Origin of the sequence: Salinivibrio sp. YCSC6, from assembly GCF_004916735.1 — a bacterium.
GTDB lineage: Bacteria > Pseudomonadota > Gammaproteobacteria > Enterobacterales > Vibrionaceae > Salinivibrio > Salinivibrio proteolyticus.
The window spans coordinates 1,050,706-1,067,561 of the sequence record NZ_CP039516.1; the positions used below are offsets into that span (position 1 = coordinate 1,050,706).

General features: G+C 44.7%; 21 protein-coding genes. 17 read left to right on the plus strand and 4 right to left on the minus strand.

From position 1 onward, the window contains the following. Nucleotides 1-2: 2 nt before the first annotated feature. From E8E00_RS04720 to E8E00_RS04765, 9 genes are all read left to right on the plus strand, one after another. Nucleotides 3-380 (plus strand): hypothetical protein, encoded by a 378-nt coding sequence (locus tag E8E00_RS04720; protein ID WP_096629070.1) that lies wholly within the window; start codon nt 3-5, stop codon nt 378-380. A gap of 103 nt (nt 381-483) precedes the next feature. Then, complete coding sequence (locus E8E00_RS04725) at nt 484-1,068, plus strand: DUF1367 family protein (RefSeq protein ID WP_096629067.1); 585 nt, start codon at nt 484-486, stop codon at nt 1,066-1,068. Continuing rightward, nucleotides 1,065-1,400, plus strand: coding sequence for a nuclease domain-containing protein (locus E8E00_RS04730; protein WP_096629065.1), 336 nt, complete (start codon nt 1,065-1,067; stop codon nt 1,398-1,400). Before E8E00_RS04725 ends, E8E00_RS04730 begins: the two co-directional genes overlap by 4 nt. Further along, a complete protein-coding gene (locus E8E00_RS04735) occupies nt 1,393-1,866 on the plus strand; it encodes a VRR-NUC domain-containing protein (protein WP_096629062.1) in 474 nt (157 codons plus the stop codon). The genes E8E00_RS04730 and E8E00_RS04735 overlap by 8 nt, the downstream gene beginning before the upstream one ends. Continuing rightward, nucleotides 1,863-2,654 carry a TIGR02642 family protein gene (locus tag E8E00_RS04740; RefSeq protein WP_096629059.1) on the plus strand — a complete coding sequence of 264 codons (792 nt, stop codon included), beginning with the start codon at nt 1,863-1,865 and terminating at the stop codon, nt 2,652-2,654. Before E8E00_RS04735 ends, E8E00_RS04740 begins: the two co-directional genes overlap by 4 nt. 448 nt (nt 2,655-3,102) lie before the next feature. Further along, complete coding sequence (gene yidD / locus E8E00_RS04750; protein ID WP_096629053.1) at nt 3,103-3,306, plus strand: membrane protein insertion efficiency factor YidD; 204 nt, start codon at nt 3,103-3,105, stop codon at nt 3,304-3,306. Between the two features lie 33 nt (nt 3,307-3,339). Next, complete coding sequence (locus E8E00_RS04755; RefSeq protein WP_096629050.1) at nt 3,340-4,272, plus strand: STM4504/CBY_0614 family protein; 933 nt, start codon at nt 3,340-3,342, stop codon at nt 4,270-4,272. A gap of 1,361 nt (nt 4,273-5,633) precedes the next feature. Beyond that, the gene (locus E8E00_RS04760; protein WP_096629045.1) at nt 5,634-6,392 is read left to right on the plus strand and encodes a hypothetical protein; all 759 of its coding nucleotides are present in this window, start codon (nt 5,634-5,636) and stop codon (nt 6,390-6,392) included. Continuing rightward, on the plus strand, nt 6,393-6,875 hold the full coding sequence (locus E8E00_RS04765; protein WP_096629043.1) for a HEPN domain-containing protein: 483 nt from the start codon (nt 6,393-6,395) through the stop codon (nt 6,873-6,875). A gap of 16 nt (nt 6,876-6,891) precedes the next feature. Here the strand turns inward: E8E00_RS04765 and E8E00_RS04770 are convergent, their stop codons facing one another. The 3 genes from E8E00_RS04770 to E8E00_RS04780 all read right to left on the minus strand — a co-directional run bounded on the left by E8E00_RS04770 (nt 6,892) and on the right by E8E00_RS04780 (nt 8,653). Continuing rightward, nucleotides 6,892-7,116 (minus strand): hypothetical protein, encoded by a 225-nt coding sequence (locus E8E00_RS04770; RefSeq protein WP_096629040.1) that lies wholly within the window; start codon nt 7,114-7,116, stop codon nt 6,892-6,894. Nucleotides 7,117-7,259: 143 nt separating this feature from the next. Then, the gene (locus tag E8E00_RS04775; RefSeq protein WP_096629037.1) at nt 7,260-7,733 is read right to left on the minus strand and encodes a hypothetical protein; all 474 of its coding nucleotides are present in this window, start codon (nt 7,731-7,733) and stop codon (nt 7,260-7,262) included. A gap of 107 nt (nt 7,734-7,840) precedes the next feature. Beyond that, nucleotides 7,841-8,653 carry a hypothetical protein gene (locus E8E00_RS04780; RefSeq protein WP_096629034.1) on the minus strand — a complete coding sequence of 271 codons (813 nt, stop codon included), beginning with the start codon at nt 8,651-8,653 and terminating at the stop codon, nt 7,841-7,843. Between the two features lie 743 nt (nt 8,654-9,396). On the opposite strand from E8E00_RS04780, the gene E8E00_RS04785 reads away from it, so the two are divergent. Then, entirely contained in the window at nt 9,397-9,801 is a 405-nt protein-coding gene (locus E8E00_RS04785) for a hypothetical protein (protein WP_096629031.1), read from the plus strand. A gap of 528 nt (nt 9,802-10,329) precedes the next feature. Here E8E00_RS04785 and E8E00_RS04790 read toward each other — a convergent pair. Then, nucleotides 10,330-10,839: a GrpB family protein gene (locus E8E00_RS04790; RefSeq protein ID WP_096629028.1), complete on the minus strand. Its 510-nt coding sequence runs from the start codon at nt 10,837-10,839 to the stop codon at nt 10,330-10,332. Nucleotides 10,840-11,035: 196 nt separating this feature from the next. Here E8E00_RS04790 and E8E00_RS04795 point away from each other — a divergent pair, with 196 nt between their 5' ends. The 7 genes from E8E00_RS04795 (at nt 11,036) to E8E00_RS04825 (ending at nt 16,780) form a co-directional block, all read left to right on the plus strand. Beyond that, nucleotides 11,036-11,800 (plus strand): HNH endonuclease family protein, encoded by a 765-nt coding sequence (locus E8E00_RS04795; protein ID WP_096629025.1) that lies wholly within the window; start codon nt 11,036-11,038, stop codon nt 11,798-11,800. 499 nt (nt 11,801-12,299) lie between these two features. After that, nucleotides 12,300-14,780, plus strand: a complete 2,481-nt coding sequence (locus E8E00_RS04800; protein WP_096631435.1) for an S-type pyocin domain-containing protein — start codon at nt 12,300-12,302, stop codon at nt 14,778-14,780. Next, nucleotides 14,777-15,028 (plus strand): bacteriocin immunity protein, encoded by a 252-nt coding sequence (locus E8E00_RS04805; protein ID WP_096629019.1) that lies wholly within the window; start codon nt 14,777-14,779, stop codon nt 15,026-15,028. The genes E8E00_RS04800 and E8E00_RS04805 overlap by 4 nt, the downstream gene beginning before the upstream one ends. 65 nt (nt 15,029-15,093) lie before the next feature. After that, the gene (locus tag E8E00_RS04810; RefSeq protein WP_096629016.1) at nt 15,094-15,537 is read left to right on the plus strand and encodes a hypothetical protein; all 444 of its coding nucleotides are present in this window, start codon (nt 15,094-15,096) and stop codon (nt 15,535-15,537) included. A 125-nt stretch (nt 15,538-15,662) separates the two neighbouring features. Beyond that, complete coding sequence (locus E8E00_RS04815; protein ID WP_096629013.1) at nt 15,663-15,869, plus strand: HP1 family phage holin; 207 nt, start codon at nt 15,663-15,665, stop codon at nt 15,867-15,869. Nucleotides 15,870-15,879: 10 nt separating this feature from the next. Next, the gene (locus tag E8E00_RS04820; protein ID WP_096629010.1) at nt 15,880-16,449 is read left to right on the plus strand and encodes a lysozyme; all 570 of its coding nucleotides are present in this window, start codon (nt 15,880-15,882) and stop codon (nt 16,447-16,449) included. Continuing rightward, entirely contained in the window at nt 16,433-16,780 is a 348-nt protein-coding gene (locus E8E00_RS04825; protein WP_168174040.1) for a hypothetical protein, read from the plus strand. Before E8E00_RS04820 ends, E8E00_RS04825 begins: the two co-directional genes overlap by 17 nt. The last annotated feature ends 76 nt before the right edge of the window (nt 16,781-16,856 follow it).

Below are 16,856 nucleotides of genomic sequence, written 5' to 3' on the forward strand. Positions count from 1 at the left end.
GTATGCCAATCACTAAGCCGCATCCAGTGAAAACGCCAATCCGCGAGGTTGTAGACATTCGCAAACATATCGCGCGTTGGATTAAGTCGGGCAGGTATCCTATCAATTCTAAGACGCAGTTCGGCCGCGTTGTCACACTCACGCGAGGCCCTGCTTGGAAGACACTTCGAGAAATTGAAGCGGACATTCAATATTTCTTCCCTGAGACACCCGATACCCAAGCCTCGATATCTGCTCGTTTACGCGACGTTCGACCTTTTAAACATGGTCTGGTGAAGCAGCGCGTCTATTACACAAGTGACCGAGGCACGATCGTGCATGTTTACCGGTTGGTACCGGTGACTTGGTTGCATGCTCAAATAGAACAGGAGGCAGCATGACGGCACAGAGTATTGGCCTGATTGTATGGGCCGTCATCGTGTTAGTTGCTTATTTGCTATGGCTTGGGACGTTCTTCCGCAGCGATGAGAGAGACCACGACTGATGCAATTGTCTCTAGTTAAGTTGCCGGGCGGTGCCCTCATGCCGCTAACCGACGACGATAAAGCCTTAATCGATAAAAAACGTGTTGGCTCGGTATTGGAAGGGATCTTCAAAGAAAATCGGAACCCACGGTTGCATAGAAAGTACTTTGCTTTATTGAACCTTGGATTTGACTACTGGACTCCGTCTGGCGGTGCTATCTCACCGCAAGAAAGGAACTTAGTGTGCCGGTTTGCAAGAGAGCTTTCAAAACTAGGAGGCGCGGAGAATGTTTTGTTGAGCCTCGCAAACGACTACCTGAATGCATTGGCGGGAAAGCGTGCCAACATCGAGGTCGAAAAGAGTTTTACCGCTTATCGAAAATGGGTAGTGGCCGAAGCTGGTTTCTACAAAACGGTGACGTTACCTAACGGCACTGTTAAACGCGAAGCCAAGTCTATTTCTTTCGCCAATATGGATGATCGCGAGTTCGACGAGCTCTACACAGCCTCATTGACGGTTATCTGGAATCACATACTGCACAGCCATTTCGCAACCAAGGCCGAGGTGGATAGAGCAGTCAACACATTGCTGGGGTTTGCATGAAGGCGAAAGCACCTGCGTTACGGAACAAGAAACTTACTGACGCAGCGCGTGGACAGCAGTGCGCATTGCAGGTTTTGGGAGTATGCAATTACAACCCGGAAATTGTCGTGTTTGCGCACTTACCAAGTGAGACCCATGGCATGGCGTACAAGTCGGACGATATCTGGGGCGTTGATGCGTGCTCTGCTTGTCATGATGTCATCGATGGTCGAATCGGTTACGAGTTCGAACCGGGCGAGCGTGAGCAGTACATGCTGCGCGCCTTGCACATCACTCTGATGCGCCGTGTGCGTGACGGCGTTATTGAGATTAAGGGGGCAAAGTATGTTTGATGACAACGTTTATTCCCTAGAGCGCAAGCTAGGACGGATTAAGCAACAGAGTGGCAGTGTGAAGAAAGTGCGCCGCGAGGCCGAAACCGAAGAGTGCGCAGAACTGGTGAAGTGGGCGCGCAGCAAAGTGATTGCTGGCATTGCCGTGGATGATTTTTTGACGCATGTGCCGAATGAAGGTAAACGCGGCAAGAAAGCCCGAGCTGATTTTTATCGCCTTGGTGGCCAGCCAGGTTACCCAGACTACATTCTCGATGTGGCTGCATGTGGCTTCCACGGCCTGCGCATTGAAGCAAAAGAGCCGGGCGGCGGACGCATTAGCGACGACCAGCGCAAGTGGGAAATGCGCCTGACAAACCAAAACTATCTATTCGTCTACTGCTACAGCGCAGATGAAATGAAAACACTGATTACTGAATACTTAACTGGCCGTTTGCAGGGGCCGACATTGGGAGGTGCCGCATGAGTCGAGGGTTAGAGCTATTTATTCGTATGCATCTGGAGAAGACGCCGAGCATGCAGCGTGGGCGCCAGACACTTACGGGTGATGTGATTTTGGGGGTGCTGGGTAAATTGCAGCGTGAACACCCGTTGGGCAGTGATGCGATCATGTGGCGATGGCTTGATGATGCGCAGGCTCGGGGGCGGATTGAGCAACGACTGCTTAACAAGCTGAAGCTGGGAGAGACTGTCCGTAAAGATCTAGGTAAGTACATTGTTCTGACCGCGATAGATGCGTTTCACGGTACCCCGACTCCTAGCCAGGCGCGCAAGCTGAAGACGCTGTGGAAAGCGCACAGCGAGCAAGCCAAACGCAGCAAGCGGCTTATTCGTGGCTACAAATTGAGCATAGCTAAAGCTGAGAAGCAGGAGCTAGCGGCGACGAGCGAGTTTAGGCAAAAGCACTATCAGGGAGAAATTTCTCGGCTTAATGGGCTTGTAGAGGCAGAGCGGGCGCGGCTTGATACATACGCAGAGAAGCAGGCGAGTAAGAGTACCAAGTGTCCGAAATGCGCGGGGACGGGGCAAGTGAAGATGAATGCTTGTGGTGCATGTGAAGGGCGTGGTGCCTTGCGGCTGACTGCGGATGGCTTGAGAAGAATGCTGCGGAGTAATGGGGTGCGAATGTCGGAGAAGCTTTGGCGCAATGAGTTGGAGCCGTTGTTTACGCAGACATTGTGGAGGCTTGATGTTGCGCACGATGAGGCGGTGTATACGCTGAGTAAGTATCTGATAGAGGAGAAGGCGGCTTGATAGCCGCTTTTTCAAATATTACAGAATGTGCGATGACCAGCATTTTGGGCGAAAAAGGATAAAAAACTAATGAATGTTTTGATAGTGTCGTTTTTCGGATAAAAAGTAGTCTGTTTGTGCGTTGCCGCTACCAGAGTTATCCATATCACCACTACTCGGCAAGTTTTTTATATTTCTTACACATCAAAAAAATGGAAAAATGATGTATACATATAAAATGGTTCAAATTCCCCCTAACATTTCCGTTGATATGAAAGATCACAAAGGAAGCGAGGCTGCAGCGTATATTCAAGATATAGTAAATAGGTTTGCTGAGGATGGTTGGGAGTTCTATCGGATTGATAGCGTGGGTGTAAGCCTGCAGCCCGGTTGTCTCGGTGGTCTCAGCGGCCAAAAGGCTCAAAATAGCATCTACTATGTAATCTCGTTCCGCAAAGAGGTTTAGCTTGTGGTTTGGATATCTATAAGATTGATTTATCTTTATAGAAAAGTCGCACCGAAGTCGTTAAGGGGTTGCTGTTTGTTTGAACCATCATGCTCGGAGTATTGTATTTTGGCACTTCAGAAGCACGGGTTTTTCAATGGTTGGAAGTTAGCTCTATTACGTATTTATCGGTGCAAACAACCGAATGGTGGCGTTGACTACCCCTAAACGACTAGCCAAATATAGAGGATATTAGGCCTAATGGCACTTTTTGAACTGTTCTCCAAAAGACAGAAAAAGCTCAGAGGTGAAGCTCCAGACATATATCAATATGATAAACTAGAACAGAACTTTAGAGTTCAAGTTGTTCATATAGTTCAAGATACTATTGGAAGTGAATCAAGTTATCATACTGTTACGAACGCAGTTTATCAAGAGATTCACAAGATACTTTGCAAGGAGTATGGCGTCTTTTCTCTTAAAAAGGATGCGAATTCACACTTTGAATCAGTCTTTAATTTTTTTCTAAATGAAAAAGACCATGAGAAATGCCTTGATGTCATCGAGGTCACATTTCAGTTTATTGACACTGTTGTACGTGAAAGAGAGTGGGAATTCAATAATGCAATCGGAGTATCTCAAAAGCCAGAAGATGCAATCGATGAACTAAATGCTAGGTTTAAAGAGTCCGGGATAGGTTACCAATTCGAATCTGGAAATCTAATAAGGATTGATTCGCAATATGTCCACTCTGAAATAGTTAAGCCAGCACTATTTTTTCTCGGTAAAGATAGACAATATGCAGGTGTGAGCGATGAGTTTTTATCAGCTCATGAGCATTATCGACATAAACGATATAAAGAGTGCTTGAACGACTGTTTGAAGTCATTCGAAAGCTTAATGAAGGCTATACATGAAAAACATAAATGGCCTTTTAACCGAAATGATACTGCGAAGAAACTAATTCACAGTTGTCTATCTAATAAGTTGGTTCCTGATTATTTGCAAAACCAGTTCTCTTCTCTTCGAGTTTTACTGGAAAGTGGTATCCCAACTATAAGGAATAAAGAAGGCGGTCATGGACAAGGAGGTGAGATAACATCAGTTCCGGAGCACTTGGCAAGTTATACGCTACATCTTACAGCTACAAACCTGTTGTTTTTGATTAAATGTGAAGAGAAGTATAGAGGTTAAGGAGATATTTCTATGAGTGTTTTCTTACTCTTATTACTTCACTCACATTAAAGGTGTTGTTTTCTATTTATTAGTGAGTTAATAAACGAGGAGGTTTATAATGTGAATGAAAAACAAGCAGAGAAAATGATTAGACTGTTGAAGAGTATAGATTCTCATCTTGATACTATATGTAACGTCATGGGAACCTCTGAAGAGTTGCTTCAAGATATTAAAATATATAATTAAAGAAGTTCCTTTAGATACGTAATAACGAGGAAGAAGTAGTATGTTGTGGATAAAATAACTTCGCAGATAGAATTTACATGTCGGCAGTTAAAGGGCTCCGAAGAGCCCTTGAGAATCATGTTATAAATGGGAAAGGTAAAGATTGAGCTGGCTGTCTTATCAGCAGAGTTTTCTTGTAACTTGCTTATCAAGAAAACAGATTTTTACTACTCCATAAAACAGGTCTTTTCGCAGCTTGGGAATTGGCGGTCAAAATCATAAACGTATTTGAAAAGCCTTGATAGCTTGGCTTGCACACTATAAATACGTGATTTATGCCCAAAGCTTCGTTGCGTATGTTGATTGTAGGCGCAATAGTGCCTTTAATACTACTGACGATGAGGCTTATGGCTTTAGGTGGTTGAGAGTAATAATAGGATTTTATCATCAATTGGGGTGTGCAGTGGAAAATTTGGCTGGCGTCATACACTTTATTTCTTTTGCTTTTATTGTTTTTTTCATCTTTATTGGGCTGCTCGCAGGGTCTTTTACGAAGTCTGCTCTAGTAGTAATAGGTATTTTTTCATATCCAGCTTATCTAATCCTTTATGGTGTGGAGCTTGTTTTGAGTTGGAAAGAAAACAGAAAGCTATTCAGATTCAACCTTCCTCGGAGTGGCAACCTTCGGTACGCGAGTCACTGCCTAGCAGCATTCTTTACAATTACGCTTGTTTATCCGATGGGTTACGCTCTTTGGTTATTACCTACATCATCCCTAGAACCCATGGAATTTATGGGGAGTGTCGTGTATGAAACAATTTTTTCTCCAATTCTATTATTTTTCCAGTATGCCTTTTTGATCGGGCTTTACTTTATCAGCTGGCGAATAGAGGATGATGAACGGAGCCCGCTAGAGAAAATTACAGCTTTGTCGGTTCCTACTCTTTGGAAATCGTTCACGGGCAGTTAATTGGGAGCATCAGCCAAAGTGCAAGGTCATGGGTCACACTGTGATGCTGCACGCCTCTTTGTACTACGGGTATATCCAACAATGCAACAGGACGCTAATATTTTATACAGTTAGCACTAAAATGTTGAGCTTGTCCTACAACTAATGTACTCTTCACCTTAGACAACTATGCGTGAGAACAACTATGGCGCCAAGACTACCGAAGCGAATAGACGCAGAGATCTATGACCGATTGAATGAATCGATTAATTCAGGAATAGCTATTCCTGAGCTTCAACTTCATGGCTTAATCCGTAAGGCTGAGAAGCTACAAGCCTCGCATAAGTATGCGTGTCTTGCAGCTATCTATTCGCACGCGCTAGATTATGAACGCACGGTAGAAAATGTGGAAAATGCGATCAATAGTTTAGGTTATGGTTCCGACGAACAGGACTGTGTAGATAATATTTTGTCGGCCTTAACCAATAATATGCTTTTTTCCGATGTTTTATATCTTTCAAAGAAATTTCCGATTCTTTTAAATTATAAAAGTTGGCAGAAAGAGAGTTATAATGCCGCCCTTTGTAATTTTGACTTGTATCACTGCGAGCGCATTGTTAGCGACTTTGGTTTATTAGATGGTGAGGAAACAAAAAATTATGAAGAATATTGGTGTTACCTCGACAATGACACGCAGTTAGTAAATAAAGCCAATGAATATATGGCCCATGTTCTTGGTGGCCTAACAGCTCTGGTAAGAAAAAATAATTTGCGTATTGAGTCATTTAATTTTCATCTAGCCTTTGATGGTTTTGAAGATTATATAGAGGTTATTGTTTCATTGCTTAATACGTCGATGGACAAAGCAATTGATCTAGAGTTTGAATGGCATGCGCACATTGCAAAGTTTTATGTGTCAGAAGCTCAGCTTTGTAATATGGCATTCTCGATAGAGGGGGCGTAAATGATTGCTGCTGGGGATCTTTTGGTACACGCTAGAAGCCTGTATGAAAGTGCTGGCGACGAAGAAGTTGTACTCAGAAACGTAGCAAGAAACTCTTACTATGCCTTGTTTCATAGTCTGAATTCTTTAGATCTGAAGTCAGTACCTGTACTCGAGCGTAGCCGTGGTACTCATGAGCAATTGATACAGCAGTTACGGGCGAGCGATCAAGAACACCTTCGCCAGTTAGGTTTGCAACTGGCCAAACTGAAGCCTATAAGAGTAAAGGCCGATTACCATCTAGACAAGAAGTTTAGCGACCACGACGCACGAAGTACGATGTTGCGAGTCGAGAAGGTATTGAGGGAAAAATTGCAGCCTGCTTTCGATAAAGACTGCAACGTCGAAGACAATAGCGGCAGTGACACTATAAAGGAGGGAAGTAGCGAGCCCGCCGAGGAACCACGCTTAAATAAGCCGCCTAATCTTTCTGTGGTTAAGTAGCCTATTATAATTATCGTTACGGTAAGGCCTTATTTGCGTCAGAGGCCTCAGAAAGCTTTTCTCGGAAGTTAACTACCTCTTCTAGCCAAAACTGCCACCTACTCGCGCCAATGATAATAGGGCGGGGAAATGCCACACCGCCACACTGGCGTTTCTTATACACTGCTTCTCTTACCGCTTGTACACTCATATCGAGCAGCGTGGCCGTTTCTGTTATCGATAATCGGAGTGGCTGGGACATCGCTTTTCAAATTCTGAATACTGGTTGCGTATAGTATTATAAAGGCTGTGTTGTTTATTTAGAAAGCACAAGCCACCTATACTGCTGGATAGTTTGTGCTTTAAGGTTTGGAACGACTGACAATGATGCAATCAAGTATCGAATTACTGCCTATAACCTAGCTCAACGGCACAAGTCTTCGCGGCAGTTTGCATTGTAAGACTGGGTTTCATGTTCTCAGAGTGGCAGATGGGTACAATGTAAACAGTGTCGCCTTTTGCTGGACGTTGATCATTTTGGTTTGTGACAACGTGCCCGCCTACGAGGCGGAAACTACAAGCCTGCCCAGTAGCACTTTGCATTGGCGTAGGGGCTCCACATGTCCCTCCGTATAATTGAATCCAAGAGCTGTATCCACCGGGGATATTATCGCCGGTTGAGCCAATTACATTCCAAAAATTTGTACCTGCTGCGAAGTTGGTCGTTCCAAGATAAGTTGACTTCACCATCGCTTGCTTGGATTCCATTCCGTGCATTTGCTCATCAGTACGACCCATATCTGATTGAGTACTACAGGCACTGAGCGCGATTACTGTAGTTAGTAATAGTGCATGACTAGTTAGTTTATAATCAATCATTGCTGTTTACCTTTATTTACCGCCAGCGGTGTAGAGGAAGGTTTTTTACACTGTTAGCCATTATAATGGCGCCTATATTGCCAGGCGCCATTCACTTGTGGTTAAAGCTAAGCAGTTACTCCTTCTAGACGTTCCATGTGTTTTGCGTATTTTGTATCGAAGTCGCCAAGATCAATGTCCATAACGTACTTCTCGGCTCTGTTTCCGAGTTTTTCGATTATTTGATTGCGAACACGTGCATAGACATCATCAACCAGTTCAGCTTTCCGTGCAGAGCCCCAGAGTTCAGTGCTTTGATCTTTCCAGGTAAACCAAAGGAATCGATGAACATGTTCAGTGGCTTTGAAAAACATACATGCTGAGGTCATAACAACATTTTTTCCACTATACGCACAGGGGCCGATCTGGAAGTTAGCATCTTCTTTTGGGTTCGAGACGCTATCAAAGAGGTCGGCAGCATCTGAGTTATCACTAGCCGATAATGATTCTAGAACCGCACTCATCATGCCTGCGGCAGAAACATCTACCTTTTGTATCAGTTTGATCACTTCTTTAGATATTTCAAAGCCTTTACTAGATGTTTGTACTTTTGAGAAATCCCAGCTAGGAAAATTCCAGCCAATGTTATTGAGAACTTCATTGTATTTTTGATACCAACCTTTTGGATCCGTTTCAGGGTTAAACTTAGCTGTTGCAGCTAGTTGCGCGAATAGCGTGGAATTCAATACATCGGCTCTAAGTTGCTCGGGTAAATCTTTCGTGAAAGACACAACAGAATTAGCGCTAACGTTTGCTGACTCTTTGTCGTCTTTCGTAACAGCCAGAGTTCTGCGTGCTGCTTTCTTTGGAACCACAGCAGAGTCTAGAGTTGCGAGCTCTAGTGTTTCGATATAGCTTTGCATGCTTTTTAAGTCTTTCATTTTTATTTCCTTACCTAGCGTTTCTGGATGTTGAGTCTCGACACTCGATGTGACGATGCGTGTAAGGCTAGACTAAAAAACAAGACCCTAGTGTGATTGGTATCACAATGAGGCATGTACCCGATTATGCTTTAAGTCACTGATTATATGCATTTTATTTTTCATGGCTGGTAGTATGATGATGTTTTTCATAATCTTTGTGCCTAGTTTTCCTTTCATTGGGATGTTTGAGTTAAGATGGGTGTTGTACTCTAAATCATTGAATTCACTGAGTAGGCCATAATCAGTTCATCCGAATACCAAAGCGAATAAAGATTAAGGGATCTAGGCCAACGCATAGGCGGCTCTATGAGGCTTGTCTTTTTTCAATAGCGCTCTGAAATGAGTAGTTTTACTGCATGTACGATCGAGACCTGATGTAGGTGGTACTTGCTTTGTTCCTAAAGTATCCAAAGTTCAAAATACATGTGTCTCGAATAGGATTGATATGTTTAATTTATGATGTTTCGCCTAGCTAATGCGAAACAATAACTGGTTATCACTCGATCGAGGGAGCTAACTAGTTGGTCATATCTGGACTAGTATTTTATACGAATGTCGTTGTGTGGTTTTGCGGGTGTCTAGAGGCTAGCGGCGCCGTTGCTTCATGTTGTCTACGTAGAAGACGCTGGAAATGATTGATGATGCTTTTGGTGAAAATTGATTAAAAATCAATACTATTTTTATTTGAAAGGAGATTGTATATGGCTTATGTCTTTGCACAGGCTCAAGATATCATGCGCATCGAAGAGCAGGAATATGGCTCCGGAAATGCTATTCGGTTTTCGGCGTTCACTTCATGTATTGGCTTGATCGCTAGACATGATAATCAAGTCACTGGTGTTCATTTAGTTATGTTTTCGAACGATGATAGCCCATTCGATAATAATGCCGCCAACGCAGCGGTGAACCTCCTACCCCCATACACTGAAGTAGTTGTCATTGGTCAGGCAAACATGTGGGCGGATAATCTACCAGGTCCATACAATCATTTATTAGGCTTGCTGAACAACCCTATTGTGATTGATGTGAATGATGGCACTTACGGTGGGAGAGTGGCCAGTGGCGTTTTCCAAACCTATCAAAATGGGAACTACATCAATGTATGACGCTCGTTTCGATGAGTGCGTTTCATCAGTTTAAGGATATCTAATACACAAGTTGCATGCTCAATTTGTACTTGGTCGCATCTCATCTATACAAGGTTTTACTCAAAGTGACTCTTGAGTAGGGTGGTCATGCAACACGCTGTTTGTAACTTCTATATTCTCTTTTGCCCACCCTCGGTGGGCTTTTTTCTTGATGACACTAGATGATTCTACGATACTGTTTATGTATACAGTGTTATGGTGTCGTATGAGACGGACTAAGACAGTTCAAGCTAGGTTTATCGAGTACATCTGCGATTCGTGCACACACGGAGTTTATCGCGTTGACGATGAACCAGAGGTTAAAGAGGAAAGCCCCTTCCTTAAGTCGTCAACCAAGCTATGGAAGCATGTTTGCACCAACTGTGACAGTGTTGCTTTCCTGATAGCGCCACCCCCACTTATCGCGATGGGTCATTCGTTCCAGCGACTCAGACTTGGGTTAAAGAGAGCTCTATACTGAAGATCAACCGAGGTAAGTGAACTTATCTACCATCGAGCCATTGCCTTTTGAACGTGCGCGCTGATAAATGTATTTTTGCTCTCGCTATAGACGTTCATATCACCGCCGCACACATTTGCGCACTCCTTTTTTAGGTGACAATACTCAGCGGCGACACATGGAAAAACGATGAGATAGTCTCGAAATGCTAGGTATTCATCGACCTTTTTGGAACTAGAAGCGAAGGCATAGATCCTATGTGCTATTCCAGGTGCTCTTGTATGAAAGTAACGTCTACCTTCAACACCATACTCTCCTTCACAAAAGTAGCCCAGAGCACTCAATAGATGACTTGCTCCGTCTAACACTTCTAAGTTTTCTACTTCTACGAGAATATCGATAATTGGAACCGCACACATCCCTGGAACAGCAGTGCTACCAACGTGATGGATCTTAGATACATTGACTTCGCTGAGAGCTGCGCTAATTTTTGCTTTTTCTGTCGCAAACTCCTCGCGCCAGACATTGGAATAGGGCACCACATTAACTATCTGCATATGTTTATCCTGCGATGAACAAGTATCGACGGCGATATAGTAAACCTAATCCAATTTTATGATTTTGCTAGTTATAGTGGATGCGTCTGTATAGGTTTTTTGAATGTTAAGGTGGGAAGAACCAAGATTCGTGTCTTTGTTTCTGAATTGTTAATGTGTTATTAGTTAGTCAAACTCCTGACTCCGAGCGTTGGTTATGTTTAAAAAGCTTTTTGTGAATCTGGTATTAACGATACCGCTGATCTCTGTATCGCTGGGCGCACAAGCGGATGTTGTGAAGAAGAGTAAATCGGGTATTTGTCATGACTCTTATAGTTCTTACTACAACCGGACGAAAAATTTCACCTCTTTTGACACTCTTCAGGCTTGCTTAAACAGCGGTGGTCGGTTACCCAAAAACTATTCTGGTCCAGGTGTCAAAGAAGCCGTGAGTCAGGCTACTGACGAGGCCGAGTTAGAAAGGCGAGCATACAGTAAGCTTTACAATCGCGATGACTGGCCACATTGGTCTGATCACGATTTGGATTGTCAGAACACTCGTGCTGAGATTTTGATTGAGCGCTCTGAAAGGCCTGTTACGTTTACTAATGATAAGAAATGTACTGTTAAGACAGGTCTCTGGGTAGGGCAGTTCACAGGCAAGATGTACACACAAGCCAGTGATGTTGATATTGACCACGTTGTAGCTTTGAAGTGGGCACATGGCCATGGCGGGCAAGATTGGCCTTTACGACAAAAAGAGATGTTTGCGAATGATCCAAACAATTTGATTATTGTCGATGACGGACTGAATTCTCAGAAGGGAGCAAAGGGCCCAGACGAGTGGGTACCGGACGATCTAGCCTATCGTTGTAAGTATCTGAAAAAATTCACCAGTATTATAACTCAATATCAACTCGCTTATGTCGAGCCTGAGAGAGCGAAGGTCGCTGAATTGCGGCTTGAGTGTTCTTTGAAATGATTACTAGCCATAGGGATGGGATGTGAAAATTTTTATCAATTTACTCAGGAATATTATCTTTTACCCAATGCTTTGGTTGAGGGGCATATTCGTTGGACTAGGGAGGCTCATTAGTGGTCTGTGCTTGATAGTAGCTGTTATTAGCCTCTTCTTTGAGAGATTGGAAACAGCTATGACCATCTGGATGGTCGTAGCAAGTTTTGGTTTTTTTATGTTTAACATGATTTATGACTCTATCTTGCTGAAGCTTAACCCTACAGGGCATATTCTCATTCTGGATTAACGATAGTAATAACTACACTGTAATTCATAACTCTGGTTCTTATAAATGAGAGAGTTGACTAAGAGGCTTGGACAAACTTCACAGTTTAGCTAGCGTTAACCTAACGATGACAACAATTCTATCCATATTTCTGGCCCGTTGCGTAGAATGCTGCTCCATGATCATTTACTGGCGGACAGAAAGGTGGCTTATAAATTAGTGAGATTGACCGAGCTCATGTCTTATGAGTTTGGCCAAGTGGAAGGAGATATCAGCACGCTAAGCGAGCGTGACGTCAGCAATATCATCCCCGATGGCGTGAGCTTTTCTCAGTTTAAGGGAAAGCTTGATAGCGGTGAGTATGCACTATTGACCGATACGCCGACGCATCCTGCGATGGTGCATGATAGTGTGAATAAGATATGGTCCGTTGCCCCTGGCACTGACACATCGCTTTCACCACAAGCCCGGTCGGCTCTTTCTGCCAGAGCGAATCAATCTGGAAATGTCGCAGGAGGGGCGAGTGGCTCGGATAGCGCTAGTACCAGCTCACATGGCGCGACAACAAATATTGAAGACACCTATGTCCCTGAACCAGTGAAGCCTGATCGTTCAGACGTGCCGCCAGCTTTGAAATATGAGTACTGCTTTGAGATTGCTGCTTCAGACAAGACTTTTCGTAAAGCCGTGGGCTGCACTTTCCAGATCGCCAAGACTGAACAGGAAGGGGTAATTGGTCAGTGGCAAACTGAATCTACGGAACATGGCACTAAGTACAAAGCTTATGCGGCATTTGATGAACCGAAAAAGCTGTTAGTCAAGGTATCAGCCGATACGATGGGAATCAGTGTTCCCCAAAACATAGTGATGAAGCCAGAAGGTTCAGCCACTGTACGTGAAGCATTTATTCCAGTAGTTCCATCAGTACAGCTAGGTGAGCGACTGGGCTTACCTACAGAGGGTTACTACTATCATTTTCACCAAAAGCGCCTTGTGCAAGAGTACAAGTTGTTGGGTGATGGTAAATGGCAGTTTCAAGCAACGCGATCCACTCATGAAAAGCTCAATCACGAGGAAGGCGTCAATAAATACCAGAGTGCTATCTTGGTGTATTGGAAAATTGGTGGGAAAGAAGTTGAGGAACAGCACCTCGTCTATCTTAACGAACCAATCACGCGCGACAAACTCGATAACCTGAGTGATGAGTGGCTGGAAGAAAACGGTATCAAGCTCTCTATCGGTGATCTACTAGCTGCGCCTACTCAGCCGGTGGCGGAGAGAGGGAGTTCTTCTGCTAACGATGCAGACAGCGAACCAGAGCAAGCGGAGCCAGAAACCCACCAAGTTGCAACTGATCCAGACACTCGACAGCGCGAGTCATGGGGAACGATAGCAGGTAAGTATGGCTTGTCGGCAAAACAGTTACTTGATCTAAACCCCGCATATAACGCTGACCCCATGTCGTTAAAAGTCGGTGATACCCTCATCGTTCAACAGGCGCAGGCTAAGCAATCTTCTAGCGAAGCCGCAACGGAGCTGCCACCACTTTCTCCTTGTGCATATAATTGTGCTGAAAATGCCCATTATGACTACTCGGAGCCGTTTATAGCTGGAACGCCTTTCAAGGCGATTAACAATGACAGCCTGCTAGAAAGAGAGTTACCGGTTGCGAATCTAACTGCAATCACGACGGCTTCAAAAGCGACTGACTACGGTAAAGCAGCAATACTTACGCTGCCTGCCAGTGGAGCGGCTACTAATCTCGGTGTCATCAGCACGAATACTGCGAAAACGATGGGAACCTGGTCGCTATCTAGCGAAGCGCTGGCGGGTTTCGCCCGTATGGGAGGCTTTCTAGTAGCGGCACTGTGGCCGTCTCAGCTAGGGGATGGCACGCTCGACGGACATCCAGAACTGGGTGGTGTTGATGCTGTAACGATGCGTGTGCGTTTCAATATGTACACAGATGAAAACGGTAAACAGCAAGTCGTTGGCATAAAAACCGGTGAAGGTAGTCCATATGGAGAGCGTGTGACAAAGCGTGAGGCTCGCCAAAATGGTCAGAACTTCGTTGCTGAACTGGATGATGGTATTACCATTACATGGACTCCAGATGGCTCGACAGATGTTCTAACACCCGATACGGTATTGCCTGAGAACGATCAGCTAGACGTGCATAATATCTGGGTCCGGCCGATAGAAGAGCACGAGCAGGAGATTGGGACGCCATTATACCCTGAGGAAGATCTTGCTGAGTACTTAGTGACATTTCCTGCTGATGCTGGTTTGCCGCCGCTTTACTTAGTCTTCCGCAAAACGGCGCGCGATGAATCAGGCGTAGTCACAGGGAACGGAGAAGATATCACCGGAAGGTGGCTGGAGAAAGCGAGCGAAGATTTAGGGGCACCTATCCCGTCTCAGATTGCGGATAAACTCAGAGGGAAAGAGTTCAGTAGCTTCGATGCTTTCCGAAAAGCTTTTTGGACTGAAGTAGCCAGTGATAAAGAATTGGCAGAACAGTTCAATGGAACCAACCTCAACACTATGAAAAATGGAAGGGCGCCTTTCTGTAGAAAAAGAGAGCGAGTTGGTGGAAGAGTGAAGTACGAAATACACCATGTTGATGAGATTCAGCACGGAGGTGAAGTGTATAACGTTGACAACCTTAAAGTTGTATCACCCAAAACGCATATAGAGATCCATAAGGCTAAAAGATGAAAAATGATTTATCAGCATATTCACAATCAGAGTTCCTTCAATTGGTACAAAGAATCTGTTTGGATGATTATGATACAGAACAAGAACACATTGATGCAGTGCTTCACTTTGAAGAAGTTACACAGCACCCAGATGGTTCTGATCTTATTTATTATCCAGAAAAAGAAGAGGATGCAACACCAGAGAATATTGTAAGAATTGTCAAGGAATGGCGTCAATCTAAAGGGCTGCCATGCTTCAAGGACTAGCCTTGAACAAAGGTCAATTTTTCTTGGGACATTAGCCCTTGATATTTAGAGCAATGAGCGCGTAGATGAGCACTGTATGTGATTGGATAAACTGTTGTCACGATAAGCTAGTTAAAGATAGCTCTTTTGCGGCTCTTGTCGGGGGGAATACGCTGCAGTTCGAACCAACTATTGATGATCGTTTTGACATTGTTTGTTATGGAGACAAGGTCAATATGATTTTCGATGAAGCCAAGCGTCTAAGGTTCTTCATCGCTGAGTATCCGCTTGATGAACGGCTCACGGAATTGCTTTCCAGTGAGGAGATCATATTAGAGCGCGGTATGGACAAGAGTGCTATTGTCTCCTCATATGGAGAGCCAGATAAGTCAGCAGGCCCCAGAAAACTGCCTGGGTTGGTGAAAAATGGTTGGATTCAATACAACCTAAAGGAAGGTATGAAACTCACGTTTAGCTTGTCTCATAGTGATCCGAACACCGTTGTTGATGTGAGAGTATCCGTGGAATAGTACTGTTCCATCTAACTCACTACGATATTGAACCTTATCTAGTAGTGCAGTATTATTTACCAATAATGCTGAAGCCTCGACCCTAATCCGGTCGGGGCTTTTTTTATGCCTGATCGGGACAGATTATGAATGACCTATTCGATAAAGTGACTGGGTACCTCACATACTTTTTTAGTGCGCTAGGCATGGTGGTCGGGGGCCTATCGCTAGAACAATGGTACTTCCTCTCCTCCATTATCATTGGCTTAGCCATGTTTATCAGTAACCAATGGCATAAGCGTGAAATGCGAAAGATTGCCCGTGAAAAAGGCATTATCCTCGAGCGAGACTAAGGATTAACTTATGCGCTTCAATAAGCTCACGAAAGCGTTGCTTGTCGGGGCTGTCGCGTTGACTGGAGGATTCGAGGGTTACAGACAAGTCGCCTACCAAGACAGCGGTGGGAACTGGACAGCCTGTTACGGTGAAACTCTTGGCATCGAGCAAGGCGATCACTTCACTAGAGCCGAGTGCGATGAAATGTTCGGCCAGTCACTCCAAAAGCACAACACACCGCTCGAAGAAATACCCCAAAAGCTCCCCGCGAACGTCCACCTGGCATCCCTCGACATGGCTTACAACATTGGTACCGGTGCGTTTCAACGCTCAACGTTATATCAGTACCTGCTAGCTGGCCAATATCCCGAAGCATGCATGGAAATGCCGCGGTGGCGCTACGTCACTATCAAGGGTAAGCCACGAGATTGCCGAATAGCCAAATGGAATTGCCGCGGCATCGTCACGCGAAGAGAGATTGTATCGCAGCTGTGTTTGGGTCAGCTATCTATCAACGATGCGCTAGCGCGGTTGGGGCAGTTGCCTCTCGATGAAGAGATTATCGAACGGATTAAAGCCGATGCTGATACCGAGTAAGACGACGCTTATCACCTCTGTCGCTGCTATAGCTATCGTGGGTTTTCTTTGGCTGAGCATAGACACGCTGTCCGCTCGCAACGAAATGCTTACCGCAGAACTGCGCAATGCAAAAGCCACAAGCCAAGCCCGCAAGAACATCATTACGCAATACAGCTCAGAGCGCGCGTACATGACAACGCTACTCACCAAGCGCCAACAGCGCGCAAACAAAACACAGGAGAAGCTACGCAATGACATCAAAGCGATGGAAGCGTCGATGGCTGACGATGCATGTCTATCTCAGCCTTGGCCTAGCGCTGTTATTGAGCGGCTGCACGAGCCGTACTGAGACAGTCGTCGATACTCAATACATCTTACCGCCTGCCGGCCTAATTGTTCCCTGTAATAAACCTCAACTTACAGGC

Excerpts from the sequence above, each read along its gene's own strand:
- E8E00_RS04720 (WP_096629070.1), top strand. The coding sequence starts at position 3 with ATGCCAATCACTAAGCCGCATCCAGTGAAAACGCCAATCCGCGAGGTT.
- E8E00_RS04725 (WP_096629067.1), top strand. The coding sequence starts at position 484 with ATGCAATTGTCTCTAGTTAAGTTGCCGGGCGGTGCCCTCATGCCGCTA.
- E8E00_RS04730 (WP_096629065.1), top strand. The coding sequence starts at position 1,065 with ATGAAGGCGAAAGCACCTGCGTTACGGAACAAGAAACTTACTGACGCA.
- E8E00_RS04735 (WP_096629062.1), top strand. The coding sequence starts at position 1,393 with ATGTTTGATGACAACGTTTATTCCCTAGAGCGCAAGCTAGGACGGATT.
- E8E00_RS04740 (WP_096629059.1), top strand. The coding sequence starts at position 1,863 with ATGAGTCGAGGGTTAGAGCTATTTATTCGTATGCATCTGGAGAAGACG.
- E8E00_RS04755 (WP_096629050.1), top strand. The coding sequence starts at position 3,340 with ATGGCACTTTTTGAACTGTTCTCCAAAAGACAGAAAAAGCTCAGAGGT.
- E8E00_RS04760 (WP_096629045.1), top strand. The coding sequence starts at position 5,634 with ATGGCGCCAAGACTACCGAAGCGAATAGACGCAGAGATCTATGACCGA.
- E8E00_RS04765 (WP_096629043.1), top strand. The coding sequence starts at position 6,393 with ATGATTGCTGCTGGGGATCTTTTGGTACACGCTAGAAGCCTGTATGAA.
- E8E00_RS04770 (WP_096629040.1), bottom strand. The coding sequence starts at position 7,116 with ATGTCCCAGCCACTCCGATTATCGATAACAGAAACGGCCACGCTGCTC.
- E8E00_RS04775 (WP_096629037.1), bottom strand. The coding sequence starts at position 7,733 with ATGATTGATTATAAACTAACTAGTCATGCACTATTACTAACTACAGTA.
- E8E00_RS04780 (WP_096629034.1), bottom strand. The coding sequence starts at position 8,653 with ATGAAAGACTTAAAAAGCATGCAAAGCTATATCGAAACACTAGAGCTC.
- E8E00_RS04785 (WP_096629031.1), top strand. The coding sequence starts at position 9,397 with ATGGCTTATGTCTTTGCACAGGCTCAAGATATCATGCGCATCGAAGAG.
- E8E00_RS04790 (WP_096629028.1), bottom strand. The coding sequence starts at position 10,839 with ATGCAGATAGTTAATGTGGTGCCCTATTCCAATGTCTGGCGCGAGGAG.
- E8E00_RS04795 (WP_096629025.1), top strand. The coding sequence starts at position 11,036 with ATGTTTAAAAAGCTTTTTGTGAATCTGGTATTAACGATACCGCTGATC.
- E8E00_RS04800 (WP_096631435.1), top strand. The coding sequence starts at position 12,300 with ATGTCTTATGAGTTTGGCCAAGTGGAAGGAGATATCAGCACGCTAAGC.
- E8E00_RS04805 (WP_096629019.1), top strand. The coding sequence starts at position 14,777 with ATGAAAAATGATTTATCAGCATATTCACAATCAGAGTTCCTTCAATTG.
- E8E00_RS04810 (WP_096629016.1), top strand. The coding sequence starts at position 15,094 with ATGAGCACTGTATGTGATTGGATAAACTGTTGTCACGATAAGCTAGTT.
- E8E00_RS04815 (WP_096629013.1), top strand. The coding sequence starts at position 15,663 with ATGAATGACCTATTCGATAAAGTGACTGGGTACCTCACATACTTTTTT.
- E8E00_RS04820 (WP_096629010.1), top strand. The coding sequence starts at position 15,880 with ATGCGCTTCAATAAGCTCACGAAAGCGTTGCTTGTCGGGGCTGTCGCG.
- E8E00_RS04825 (WP_168174040.1), top strand. The coding sequence starts at position 16,433 with ATGCTGATACCGAGTAAGACGACGCTTATCACCTCTGTCGCTGCTATA.